Origin of the sequence: Gilliamella apicola (genome assembly GCF_000599985.1) — a bacterium.
In the GTDB taxonomy this organism is placed as follows: Bacteria; Pseudomonadota; Gammaproteobacteria; order Enterobacterales; family Orbaceae; genus Gilliamella; species Gilliamella apicola.
This window is the reverse complement of sequence record NZ_CP007445.1, coordinates 3,027,623-3,039,886: the sequence shown is the minus strand read 5'-3', so window position 1 is coordinate 3,039,886 and position 12,264 is coordinate 3,027,623. Positions and strand designations below refer to the sequence as shown.

The following is a 12,264-nucleotide window of genomic DNA, read 5'->3' as shown; positions in this document are numbered from 1 at the left end:
CATAATAAGTTTATTTATGATATTGAATTTATTTTGAAGAGGTTTAAAAATGAATTTATTTGGTAGCATTGAGGCTGGTGGAACGAAATTCCTCTGTGCAGTAGGAAATGAGAAAAATGAGATAATTACGAGTGAAGTTATCCCAACCACAACCTATGAACAAACAATTAAACAAGTTAATCACTTTTTCAGTGTGAATAGAGTTTCATCAATTGCAATCGGCAGTTTCGGTCCTATTGATAATAATAAGAATAGTGATAAATACGGATATATTTTAAACACACCTAAACAAGGATGGTCTAATGTTGATTTAGTTTCTCCTATTCAAAAAGAATTAGATATTCCTGTATTTTTTACAACAGATGTTAATTCAAGTGCTTACGGAGAAATGTATTTAAATTCATGTGATAATTTGATTTATTACACAATAGGGACGGGAGTTGGGGGTAGTGTTATTCAAAATGGCCAATTTATAGGTGGCGTAGGGCACCTAGAAATGGGACATCAAATGGTAAAAAAACATCTGTTAGATCAGGATTTTAATGGAGTTTGCCCATTTCACCATGATTGCTTAGAGGGATTGGCATCAGGGCCAAGTATTGAAGCTAGAATAGGTATTAAGGGTGAAAATATAACGAGTGATTCATATGTATGGGATGTGCAAGCCTTTTATATAGCTCAAGCCATTTTCAATGCAACATTAATAATACGACCTAAAATGATTATTCTTGGTGGCGGTGTAATGTATCAAGATCATATGTTAGGTAGAGTTAAAGCACACTTTAAACTGCTTATGAATAATTATATTACAATTGAAAATTTGGATGAATATATAAAAACACCATCTATAGAAAATAATTGTAGTGCAACAATTGGTAATTTTTTACTGGCCAAAAAATTACTTTTTTAAATCAACATTATTTTTTAAATGTAAACACATTGTATTTAATCGTAATTTAAAAAAATTGTAGTTTATTTATGTAATTACATAATACTTTAATCGGAGATCGAGTAATGGAATATTCTAAACTTTTTGTCGCTTTATGCTGTTTATCCAGTTTTGCAGCGTTTGCACAAATTGAGTAACAAACTAGCCAAGGTGATTTGAAATTATATGGTGATGTCGAGTTCAATATCGATGCAGTAAGTAAAAAAACATAGTTTAACTTCATTAAAAACAACAGCAGATAGTAATGCTAATCGTGATAAACGTTGGGACATTAATGGTCGCGTACTCATCGGTTTAGATGAGGCTATGGAGCAACAATGAGTTTTAATACCGCGGGCAATTGGAATCAATCACCAGATAATCTAGTGGTTAACGTGAGCACAGCTTACCTTGATGCTAATCGAGAAAAAGATTTTTCAGCAGGCGTTAATGCAGTATGGCAACGAATTGATTTAGGTTATATTTTTGCAGCGAATGATATTAAACAATACAAACCAACGACTTTAACCGATAATTTAGATTTAGGTAAATATAAATATAAGATTCATACTGTTAATGCATCATATTTAATTCCCAATGTAATGGATATGGATAACTTTAATATCTATCTAGGTACATACTGGCCACATTTATCTCGTGATGAGAATCAAGGTGGTGGCTCTGATAATCGTTATGGTGCGCGCGTAAGATTTAAATATTTCTTCTAACTATCTAATCTAATTAATTTAATATTTTTATCCTAGCTCGCTAGAGCAGGATAGAAATATTAAATCATTTCAAAATTAGAGTTTTTTACTTATTATATTATTTTAGACATTAATTGATTTAATACTTTTATTTATATAATAACACTTTGAAAAGATGGTGATTCATTTGTATGTTTAGCCGTTAAAAATATTTAAACTCAAGCAAGTTGACTTATGGATATAAAAGTGGATACAAATAGTTTTTATTTGAATTAAAGTTATTTAATATCAATAAATTATAATTTTATTTCGATTTCGGGTACGGGTACCAATTCCGAAAAAGACACCAGCTTAAAGCTGATTTTTTTATATCTAAAGCTTTTTCAAAACTACCTTTCAAGGAATTTTCTTTGTCAACCGACGTCAACTGAGATTATCCCATATCAAGTGCAAAATCGGATACAAACCCGGATACATTTGGTTCGATAATGGCGTGTATCCAAAAATAGCTTTAAAGCCTTTATTTGCAATGGTTATAAGAAATTGCTTAGTTAAATACTAAAAAATAATTAATAAGCATTCTCAGTATTTGTAACCAATTTAGGGAAATATAACGAAGGTGAGTTAGTGGGCGAATGGCTTGCTTTGCCAACAACACCTGAACAAGTAAAACAATGCTTTCAAAGGATGGTATTAATTATGATGAGTATTTCTTAACAGATTATGAATTGACTGTCTATGGTGTATCAAATTATATATCAGAACATAGGAATCTTGATGAATTAAACTATTTAGCCTGTAAACTTTACGAATTAAATCATGATGAAATGGAAATTTATGAAGCAGTTATTGATGTTGGAGACTATGTTAATTCTATTACTGACTTAATTAATTTATCCGATAACTTAGATTGCTTTCAATTCTTATCCAATATTTCTGATGAATATGATTTAGGATTTTTCTGGATTGCAGAAAGTGGCTGATATAGTTTAAAAGAGCTAGGCAATTTAAGTAACTACTTTGATTATGAATACTACGGTCATGATATTATACTGTAACAAAATGGTACATTTTATTCGGGTAATTATATTTATTACACAGGTGAAAGTTTTACTGAAGATTACGATAATGTATCAGCTCCAGAAGAGTACAACGTTTTGAAGTATACAAGATCTTTAGCATGAGCAGTTAGTAACTCTACAAATTTAAATGAAATTTACAAATTTACTTTATATACATTAGTTAATATTATTTATTTTTTTGTAAAAATTAAGAAATATTTAGTATATTTTCTTTAGAGTTAAAGTAATTTGGTAGCTGTGTGTTGAATTTATCATTTAAATAATTGATGCAATATTTTAGTAATTCAAGATATTCCTCAACTTTATCTAAATATGTTAAATCTTTTTTATTAATACGCTTTCGGTGTTTGGAAAGTAATGAATAACTCATTGATATTGCTATAACTTCGAAAACACACAACATTTTATATCGTATATACCATTATTATCTCGATTTTGAGGGTTCATGAACTCAACACAACTATAAGGATTATTATTTCTAAATAAATATAGTATTTGATAATATTCACATAAAATATTATTAAGTAAGCATGATTCTACCTTTAGATATAGATAAGATTGACTTAAAAAATTATCAATTTTGATATAATAGTGTTGTTCGTATTTGGAGGTAACATTAAAAACTTTTGTAGTTTATTTTATTAATATATAATGATCAAAATTGTATTTTTGTATCATATAATTGGTCATATATTTTATAATTACAGGTGGGAATATTTGTATATGTATAAAAAATAAAACCTTTTTAGTGCGTCAACACTAAAAAAGTTGCTTTGTGGTCAGCACGGAAATGTTCTTTGGCTAAGAACTAACTAATTATTGATTATAATTATAATCAATCCACTATCTATTCGTCAAATATTTTTTATAAAATATATCAAATATCCACTTTCTAATTTAGGCTTGCACTTTTAGTTACATTATTTGTAATATTCATTCAGATTGGACTCATGTGATTGTTGCTGAATGGGTGTGCTTGTCGAGTAGAACGGGGAACATTCAAACTACTCAACGTGCGACGCGGTAAATTGCCTTTGTTAGTGTTGCGAACTAACAAACGATTTATAGGAATTGAAAATATTCGAGGGACGGGGAATCAACAACGGCTGCCTCTTTAAAAACAGCGTGGTAATTCGGTAAAACGTAAAATGGTATTTACTGTACACAGAGCGTGAATGGAGGTAATCCTTGAAATTTCGAGGTTATTGCTGATAGTCTGTGTCAAGGCGGACCATCCTACATTATCTAATGTTGCTAGTTAGAGTAGGAGGGCGAGCGTTTGCTAATTTTTCTGCCTCTTTCGCATTTTTCCACGAGATGGACTATTAACTTTAGAGTTTTTTTATTATGTTTTCTAAATTTTTTAAATATTGTCGTTTGTTTACTACACAAGTCAATCAAGCTGAACGTGAACAAACTGAACAGGCTTCGGTTAGTTCAGTCTATGTTCCTCATCAACAATCTAATGATGGATGGATTGATTTTTATAGTGCTGATTCATTACTTAATACGCCATATAGAAAATTATTAATTAAATTAATTTGGGATCGTGTTTCTATGGATCAGGAGCGTTTTAATTTAATTTACCTTACTCCAATTAATAAATTCGCTGAATTAGTTCAATTGCTTCCAGCATCTGAATCTCATCATCATGCCTATTTAGGAGGTTTATTAGATCATACGTTAGAGGTTATAAATTATGCGTTGAAAATTAGATTATCATACTTACTGCCGTTGGGGGGTCAACCGGAGGATATATCGCATCAATCTGAGGCTTGGAGTGCAGGGGTAATGTATGGTGCGTTATTGCATGATATAGGCAAAATTTTAGTTGATATAAAAATTGAGAAACAGACCGGAGAAATTTGGTCTCCAATTAACGGACCTGTATTGGGTAAGTATAGATTTATGTATAATAGGGATAGAAAATATGAATTGCATAATTGTGCGTCATCGTTTTTTCTGAATGTATTAATTCCTCAAGAATCTATTGTTTGGTTTTCCTCATATCCTGAATTGTTTTCCTCATTCATTTATTTTTGCTCTGGACATTATGAAAAATCTGGAGTTATAGGTGAGATAGTTCTAAAAGCCGATACGGCATCTGTTTCCAAAAACTTAGGTGGAGATCCTACAAAAGTTGCATATAAAACAGTTATTAGTTTAACAGATAAAATATTAGGTGCTATACGTTATCTTATAGATAACGAACTGAAATTAAATGGAACTGGCGCATGTGATGGTTGGTATGATGGTAATGTTTGGGTTATTAGTAAAGTTCTCACTGATAAAATTAGAGCGTATTTATTGAAAAATGGAATTACTGAAATACCGTCTGATAATTTAAAAATGTTTGATATTTTGAGAGAATCTGGATTAGCAATAGCAACAGATGATAATAAAACTGTTTGGACGTGTAAAATTGAATCTGATAGCGGTTGGGTGGCTGAAAAATTAACATTAATAAAATTGAGTAGTAACGTAGCGTTTAGTTCTGCTGATAAACAACCAGAATTATTTTTAGGAAAAATAACACCTATTACGTTAAACTCAAAAAACGATTCATTACAGGAACAATCATCACAAAGGCAGCTAGAATCAGAATCATCAGAAAAACAATTAGAAATTAATGAAGAATTAACAGTTGGATATGTAACTAATTTGTTATTCAACAATAGTGATAGTAGTGAAATTGATGATAATGATAATTCTGTTACGGGGGGTAACAGAATTGAAATTGATGATACAGCATTTAATGATAATTTTATAAAATGGGTTAGAGAACAAATCTTGAATAGAAAATTAGCCGTTAATACTCAAACAGCTAATATTCACACAGTTAATAATAGGATTTTCATGGTTACTCCAGGAATTTTTCAAAAATATTGTTTATATCATTTTGGTAATAGCGATACTGAAAATTGGAAAAAAATTCAATCTAATTTCCAATCATTAAAAATACATTCCAAATTTGGAAAGGAACGATTTAATATTTGGAAGTGTCTCATTACAAGTAAGAAGAAAAATAAGAAGATAACAGGATATTTAATTGAAAAAAAATATTTATTTGCTATCCCTGATGAGTTCCCAAATAATCCTCATTTAGAACTTATCTTAGATGAAGATGAGTACTCAAAAAAATAATTTAGAAAAAATTTGTTTGACGTAACTACATTTTAGTGTTACATTTTTTTGGGATTAGATGCTCCCTGCTTATTTTAAGTATTATTTATCTAAAAAAGAGGCTTTCAAAAATGACAACACCAACGAAGCACCAATTTTTGGGTCAACCTGCTCAAATCATCAGCATTGTTGACACTAAGGGTGGTTCAACTAAAATAACAATTGTTGCTAATATAGCTGCATATTATGCGTTAGCAGGACTCAAAACATTAATTATAGATCTAGATTTGGGTCAACTTGCCGCCAGTTCGTATTATTCATTATCAAACGAAACTCCTGGTGGCGTTTTTGAGTTTTTAGTGGTAGGTGAGACTGAACCTGAAAAAATAATATCGAAAACATGCATTGAAAATCTAGATTTAATTACATCCAATTGTAGTAGAGAAGAATTAGCATCACATTTAAACAGTACAGCAGATGGTATAATAAGACTATCATCAAGATTAAATTTCATAAAAAATAATTATGACGTGATTATTATTGATACAATAGGCACTGTTGATCAAACTGTAAGCATGGCCATTATGGCTAGTGATATTGTTTTATCACCTATTGAGCCAAGCATGCAAGGTTCAAGGGAATATTTAAGAGGTACATTAAATAATTTAGTCAAAGGGTTACATCCATTCTTATCTTTCGGATTGAAACTACCAACTCAAATTTATACGTTTTTCAATAAAATTGATTTAACTAACGATTGTAAAAGAGTTAAATTAATGTTTACGGAACAAATTGAAACTATAAATAATGAATATCCACAACAATTCCCAATTAAAATTAAAGCCCTAGACCAAGACATAAAATCAATGGCTAACTTTAAGAATGCCTCATCATTGAGTCAACCTGCATTTTTCACATATAAAGAAAAAAATAAAGATACTGAATTTTCTTACAAAATCACAAAAAAGCAAGCTCAAGAAGTTAAGGAATGTATCTTTAAAATTTGTTCAGAAATATCATCTCATTTTTTGCCACAATTAGAGGATTATTTTATTGTGCCAATTACTGATTTTTCTGAATAAAGTAATTTTTCTTTCTTAATAACTGTTTAAAACATTAGATTTTTTAATGTAAGGTTTTTATATGACTAATACTAATTCAAATGATTTATTAAAAAAAAGAATGACATCTCCATTAATTAATAAAGATCCTAATGCATCACTACCTAGTGAAATGCCTATGACTATAACATTAGATCAAGTACATGTTAGTGATGTTTTACCTAGGATGAAAAAAAATGAAAGCTATAATGATTTAAAAGAGTCGATTAGATCCAGTGGATTAGATCAGGCTCCTATTATAACAAAACGACCTGGTGATGATTTTTATATAATAGCTAAAGGTGGTAACACAAGGCTTGAAATATTAAAAGAACTTTATGAAGAAACAGCTGATCCTGCATTTTTTAGATTTAATTGTGTTTATCAAAAATGGCAAAGTGAATCAAAATCAATTGTTGGTCATTTGAAAGAAAATGGATTGAGAAGTGACTATACTTTTATAGAAAAATCTTTAGGTGTATCTAAATTAAAAAGTATTTATGAATCTGACTTAAATAAATCTTTATCTTATAGAGAGCTGAGTAGCAAATTAAAAGAGGATGGATATCCTATATCCCATGTTCTTTTAAGTAAAATGATAAATACTGTTGAACTTTTATACCCATTTATTCCTGAAATTTTTAAAGCCGGACTGAGTCGTAATAATGCAGAGAAAATTTTGCAGTTAAGAACAACGTGTGAAAAAAAATGGAAAGATAGTGATATTGATGAGTTAAAATCTCGTGATTTTAATGATGAATTTGGATTGATATTAACTCAATTTGATTTATCCCCTGAAATATTTAGCTATGAACGATTGCAAGATGAGGTTTTAGGTCATTTTTCAACATTATTCAAAATTAGCTATGATGATTTGAATTTTGATTTATTGAGTAGTAAAAAAATAGATGATAATGATAATAAAGTTGATAAAGAAAAAAATGAAAATGACAAACCAAATATTATTGAAGATGATTTTAAGGATAATAATACTAACACCAACACTAGTTATGAAGAGCTGGAACATGGAGAAAAAAATGAAGATGACTCAGATATTAAGAAAAACATAAATGTCTTTAGTCTAAAAATTTCTTATGAAGATAATATATCACAAGAATCTATTTTTAAAATAATTGATGGAACAATAGATGAAATTAAAAATAACGTTAACTTTGAAGAAAATCAAGATTTAAATAATTTTTTAGATAGTTTAACTAATGAATCTGTTATGGGGGGTAACACTCATCTTAATATTGATATTTTATTTGACTCAAATATTGATGACTTTGTCCTCGTTAGAATATTTAAATTAATTAAATTAATTAAATTATTAAAAGAAAAATATTAAAAGAATGAATTAGTTTTATCATTTGTGTTACAAGAGGCTTTCAAATGATCACACCTGTGAATAATAAACTTAATTTTTCTCTTTTGACAATTGCTCTTGAATTAATGGAGCAAGGAAAAATTAAGTGGTTAATTGATATTGGTTTCAATGAAGAACAATTAATCAAATTAAAAAGTATTCCCTACTTACAACTGTTGGAATTGTCAAATACATCAGTTAATTTTCTAAGTTTTAAACTAAATGTCCCTGTTTTTGATCTATTACTCAAAACATCTAGCGACAATACTCGCAAGACAGAAATGTGTGATAGGGCTATTATGTTGGGTGCTTCAAATGAAATTTTATTTAAGTATTTTGGTTTGAGTACCACTGAAATTAGTACTAAACGATTTTTGCTGAATGTTCATGTTACACGAGGTCGATCTAAAAAACCTAACTTTGAGGAAAGCGAGGCTATTTGGAAAAAGTGGGTTGAGCTAGTGAAAGATAATCCTCTACTCAATGAAGTTGATGATTTTAATAGATTGGATGCTTTCATGATTGTTACTGAATCGATTTCTCTATTTTTCTCACCTAATAATCAAGAGGTAGATTCAGAACAGGAATATTTATCTTTAACATCTATTATCAAAGAAATAGAAAAACATCTATTATTAAAGAAATAGAAAGTAATTTGTAATTAATTGTTATCTCCCATAACAAAAATGGAGCTATTTATGATTGAAAATGAAATTAAAAAAGTTGGCGCATTGCATAGTGATATAGCCATTGAATTACATACTGTTCCTGCAGTTCAAATTTGGCATGGAAGAAAAAAAACAGAAGAAAAGGCTGAAATAATTGGAGTTATTAAGGCTATTTCATATTTAAGGTTAATTAATCTCGCATTTAAAACAGATAATCCGTATGCAGAATTTTGGTTAAACAACATAGAAGAAAAAATACAAAAAATTAATGATTTGATTGATGTTGAAAATCATAATGTTAAAAAACTATTAAAATCTGTGCCAGAAGGTTTTTCTTTTAGTAAAGTTTCATCTGTGAATCCCATATCAGTTAATTTATTTATTAATATACCGATTGGTTATCAACTAGTCTTTTTACTCAATAAATTAGATTTGCTTATTCGTGATATTCAATTAGCTAAACATATATCATTGCTAAGCAATAAAAAAGCGTCTGATATGCAGTTCAATATTATAACAAAACTTAGATCTTTATTAGTGTATATAACTCGGTATAAAAATATTAACGTAACACGAAAAGATTTTGCTGACGATCATAACGAAAAAGTACAAAATGCCATTAAGTTAATGGGAAAGCTTCCTGATAAATATATGAAAGCAACTAAAGAAGGAGAGACTCAAAATAATGATGACTAAATCTTTTATAGAACAGGATGGAATTTTGCTTCACGATAATGATTATTTTGTAGGGCGATGCAACAGTTCCTTAAAAGGCCTTTTAAAGCCTTTTAAGGGTAAGGAAGAGTATGCATTATTTCTTGATGAGATAAACATTACCATTAAACATTTAGAAAAAATTAGTCAAAGGTTAGTTGACTTAACAAAAGAAACTTTACCTCTAAAATATTTACCAGTTTATTTGAGAGTAAAAAAAAGTAGAGGAGGAGCATCATTGCTATATTGGAGAAGCTCTAAGTCACTAGGAGGTGAATTTAAAACTAAAGAACTGGAAGGAAGGTTTGTTGTTTTGAATTGTTTAAACTCAAATAAACTTTCTTTTAGTGAAAAAAAATTTATTAAAGAACTGGAAATAGATCGTATTTCAATTAATAACCAAATTTCAATATATGTTCGAATAAAAAACTCTATAAAAAAAAGTATGTCTCAATTAGATGAACTTATGATTTTTAAGTGACAATTTTAGAGGATAAATAATTATGAAATTTTTCACATAAGATCATCACGGCGAAGGAATGGAGTATCACGATACAGAGCAAGAAACTAAAAAGTATGCTAAAGAACTTCTTGATTCATATATACAAAATGATGATGACGATAATATTGATATATGCTGGATAAAAGTTAAGCAATCAGTACACGCTAATAACGAAAATTATAAATTTAAAACAGTTAAGTGAAAGAGATAATGGAGAGTAGATAAAGTAAAATGGCAAACCGAGGAATAAATAAAGTTATTTTAGTTGGTAATTTAGGACAAGATCCTGAAGGCCGTTACATGACAAATGGAAATGCTGTAGCTAATTTTAGTGTAGAAACCTCAGAATTATGGAAAGATAAACAAACTGGTTAAGCCAGTGATCGCACTGAATAGCATTTGTCGTTTTTGGTAAGTTAGCTGAAATTGTCGGCGGGTATACCAAAAAAGGTACTAAAGTTTATCTTGAAGGGTCACTACAAACTCGAAAATGGCAAGACCAATCAGGACAAGATCGTTAAATGTCAGAAGTAGTTATTAATCCTAACGGTGGGACTTTACAAATGCTAGGCGCACGAGAAAACAGTAATGATAGTTATAATGAAGGTTCTCAGAACTGGGGGGCAAAGTGCTAATAATGTTGTGACAAATAAAAGTGCACCTGCACAGCAACCTGAACCACCAATGGATTTTGATGACGACATTCCATTTTGATCCAAAGTCTTAAAAACTTATTAAGGAATATATATTATGTTAAGAAAAATTATGTTTAGTATCTTTATAGCATCTTATCTGTCAGGATGTGCTAGTCTTGATATTCAAAATCCATTTTATGATTTATTAAATACCAATACGGAAAGTATATCTCAGTCAAATAAAACAAATGAAAAAGGCAATTTTACAATAAACACAAAGACAGATGTAGATTCTGCATTTGCTGCAATTAAAAATGAATTTGGTTTTAGATCTCCTGATGAGGTGGCAAAAGAAGGAGGAGAATTATTACGGGATCTGAAAAAAATGGACTCAGCATATAGTTATGAAATAACTCCAGGTTCTTATTATCATATTGCTGATGATGAATTGTTTTACAATAAACAGCGGGATTTAAGCTTAAGAGTCAAAATCAGCAAAGTTGGTTCAGGTGCTAGAATTATAGTTAACTATAATTTAGATACTACTAATAAAAATATTAAAGCTGAATTAATTAATCGTTTTAATAAAGTATTAAAATAAGAACGGCAGTACTTTAGTAACGGAGCAAAGTGCTAATAATGTTGCGATAAATAAAAGTGCACCTGCATAGCAACCTGAACCACCAATGGATTTTGATGACGACATTCCATTCTCATCCAAAGTCTTAAAAACTTATTAAGGAATATATATTATGTTAAGAAAAATTATGTTTAGTATTTTTATAGCATCTTATCTGTCAGGATGTGCTAGTCTTGATATTCAAAATCCATTTGATAATTTATTAAATACCAATACGGAAAGTATATCTCAGCCAAATAAAACAAATGAAAAAGGCAATTTTACAATAAACACAAAGACAGATGTAGATTCTGCATTTGCTGCAATTAAAAATGAATTTGGTTTTAGATCTCCTGATGAGGTGGCAAAAGAAGGAGGAGAATTATTACGGGATTTGAAAAAAATGGACTCAGCATATAGTTATGAAATAACTCCAGGTTCTTATTATCATATTGCTGATGATGAATTGTTTTACAATAAACAGCGGGATTTAAGCTTAAGAGTCAAAATCAGCAAAGTTGGTTCAGGTGCTAGAATTATAGTTAACTATAATTTAGATACTACTAATAAAAATATTAAATCTGAATTAATTAATCGTTTTAATAAAGTATTAAAATAATATTATAAGTAATTATTATATGCGTTTATTTATCTGTGAAAAACCTAGTCAAGCAGCAAATTTGGCTCCAATTATTGGAGCTATATAAAAAAGATGGCTTTAGTCAAAATAAGGACGGCAGTACTTTAGTAACATGGTGTGTCGGACATTTATTAGAATTAGCAAATCCAGAAGCGTATGACGAAAATTATAAAAAATAGG

The 12,264-nt window shown here is 29.3% G+C and carries 12 protein-coding genes and 3 pseudogenes; 14 read left to right on the top strand and 1 reads right to left on the bottom strand.

The window, feature by feature from the left end; all coding sequences use genetic code 11:
• Positions 1-49: 49 nt before the first annotated feature.
• Positions 50-910: a fructokinase ScrK gene (gene scrK / locus GAPWK_RS13580; protein WP_025316761.1), complete on the top strand. Its 861-nt coding sequence runs from the start codon at positions 50-52 to the stop codon at positions 908-910.
• 200 nt (positions 911-1,110) lie between these two features.
• Here the strand turns inward: scrK and GAPWK_RS15375 are convergent, their stop codons facing one another.
• Positions 1,111-1,239 carry a hypothetical protein gene (locus GAPWK_RS15375; protein ID WP_269147118.1) on the bottom strand — a complete coding sequence of 43 codons (129 nt, stop codon included), beginning with the start codon at positions 1,237-1,239 and terminating at the stop codon, positions 1,111-1,113.
• 24 nt (positions 1,240-1,263) lie between these two features.
• On the opposite strand from GAPWK_RS15375, the pseudogene GAPWK_RS15165 reads away from it, so the two are divergent.
• From GAPWK_RS15165 to GAPWK_RS15365, 13 genes and pseudogenes are all read left to right on the top strand, one after another.
• A pseudogene (locus GAPWK_RS15165) lies at positions 1,264-1,656 on the top strand (carbohydrate porin); the annotation flags it as partial.
• Positions 1,657-2,262: 606 nt separating this feature from the next.
• Positions 2,263-2,618 (top strand): annotated as a pseudogene (locus GAPWK_RS13570) (antirestriction protein ArdA).
• A gap of 1,446 nt (positions 2,619-4,064) precedes the next feature.
• Positions 4,065-5,861, top strand: coding sequence for a MobH family relaxase (mobH, locus tag GAPWK_RS13565; protein WP_025316759.1), 1,797 nt, complete (start codon positions 4,065-4,067; stop codon positions 5,859-5,861).
• Positions 5,862-5,971: 110 nt separating this feature from the next.
• Positions 5,972-6,922, top strand: coding sequence for a ParA family protein (locus GAPWK_RS13560; protein ID WP_025316758.1), 951 nt, complete (start codon positions 5,972-5,974; stop codon positions 6,920-6,922).
• A 61-nt stretch (positions 6,923-6,983) separates the two neighbouring features.
• Positions 6,984-8,288, top strand: coding sequence for a ParB family protein (locus GAPWK_RS13555; protein ID WP_025316757.1), 1,305 nt, complete (start codon positions 6,984-6,986; stop codon positions 8,286-8,288).
• A 44-nt stretch (positions 8,289-8,332) separates the two neighbouring features.
• The gene (locus GAPWK_RS13550; protein WP_025316756.1) at positions 8,333-8,953 is read left to right on the top strand and encodes an STY4526/YPO1902 family pathogenicity island replication protein; all 621 of its coding nucleotides are present in this window, start codon (positions 8,333-8,335) and stop codon (positions 8,951-8,953) included.
• Positions 8,954-9,004: 51 nt separating this feature from the next.
• The gene (locus GAPWK_RS13545) at positions 9,005-9,670 is read left to right on the top strand and encodes a PFL_4669 family integrating conjugative element protein (RefSeq protein WP_025316755.1); all 666 of its coding nucleotides are present in this window, start codon (positions 9,005-9,007) and stop codon (positions 9,668-9,670) included.
• Entirely contained in the window at positions 9,660-10,169 is a 510-nt protein-coding gene (locus GAPWK_RS14365) for a DUF3158 family protein (protein WP_025316754.1), read from the top strand. The genes GAPWK_RS13545 and GAPWK_RS14365 overlap by 11 nt, the downstream gene beginning before the upstream one ends.
• A 58-nt stretch (positions 10,170-10,227) precedes the next feature.
• A complete protein-coding gene (locus tag GAPWK_RS14940) occupies positions 10,228-10,392 on the top strand; it encodes a hypothetical protein (protein WP_158413612.1) in 165 nt (54 codons plus the stop codon).
• 29 nt (positions 10,393-10,421) lie between these two features.
• Positions 10,422-10,904 (top strand): annotated as a pseudogene (gene ssb / locus GAPWK_RS15370) (single-stranded DNA-binding protein).
• A gap of 36 nt (positions 10,905-10,940) precedes the next feature.
• Complete coding sequence (locus GAPWK_RS13530) at positions 10,941-11,426, top strand: hypothetical protein (protein ID WP_025316753.1); 486 nt, start codon at positions 10,941-10,943, stop codon at positions 11,424-11,426.
• 151 nt (positions 11,427-11,577) lie between these two features.
• Positions 11,578-12,063 (top strand): hypothetical protein, encoded by a 486-nt coding sequence (locus GAPWK_RS13525; RefSeq protein ID WP_025316752.1) that lies wholly within the window; start codon positions 11,578-11,580, stop codon positions 12,061-12,063.
• Between the two features lie 74 nt (positions 12,064-12,137).
• Positions 12,138-12,263, top strand: coding sequence for a hypothetical protein (locus tag GAPWK_RS15365; protein ID WP_269147117.1), 126 nt, complete (start codon positions 12,138-12,140; stop codon positions 12,261-12,263).
• The last annotated feature ends 1 nt before the right edge of the window (position 12,264 follow it).

What these genes read in the sequence shown, in the direction of transcription:
- scrK (WP_025316761.1), top strand. Translation starts at nt 50, where the DNA reads ATGAATTTATTTGGTAGCATTGAGGCTGGTGGAACGAAATTCCTCTGT.
- GAPWK_RS15375 (WP_269147118.1), bottom strand. Translation starts at nt 1,239, where the DNA reads ATGAGTACGCGACCATTAATGTCCCAACGTTTATCACGATTAGCATTA.
- mobH (WP_025316759.1), top strand. Translation starts at nt 4,065, where the DNA reads ATGTTTTCTAAATTTTTTAAATATTGTCGTTTGTTTACTACACAAGTC.
- GAPWK_RS13560 (WP_025316758.1), top strand. Translation starts at nt 5,972, where the DNA reads ATGACAACACCAACGAAGCACCAATTTTTGGGTCAACCTGCTCAAATC.
- GAPWK_RS13555 (WP_025316757.1), top strand. Translation starts at nt 6,984, where the DNA reads ATGACTAATACTAATTCAAATGATTTATTAAAAAAAAGAATGACATCT.
- GAPWK_RS13550 (WP_025316756.1), top strand. Translation starts at nt 8,333, where the DNA reads ATGATCACACCTGTGAATAATAAACTTAATTTTTCTCTTTTGACAATT.
- GAPWK_RS13545 (WP_025316755.1), top strand. Translation starts at nt 9,005, where the DNA reads ATGATTGAAAATGAAATTAAAAAAGTTGGCGCATTGCATAGTGATATA.
- GAPWK_RS14365 (WP_025316754.1), top strand. Translation starts at nt 9,660, where the DNA reads ATGATGACTAAATCTTTTATAGAACAGGATGGAATTTTGCTTCACGAT.
- GAPWK_RS14940 (WP_158413612.1), top strand. Translation starts at nt 10,228, where the DNA reads ATGGAGTATCACGATACAGAGCAAGAAACTAAAAAGTATGCTAAAGAA.
- GAPWK_RS13530 (WP_025316753.1), top strand. Translation starts at nt 10,941, where the DNA reads ATGTTAAGAAAAATTATGTTTAGTATCTTTATAGCATCTTATCTGTCA.
- GAPWK_RS13525 (WP_025316752.1), top strand. Translation starts at nt 11,578, where the DNA reads ATGTTAAGAAAAATTATGTTTAGTATTTTTATAGCATCTTATCTGTCA.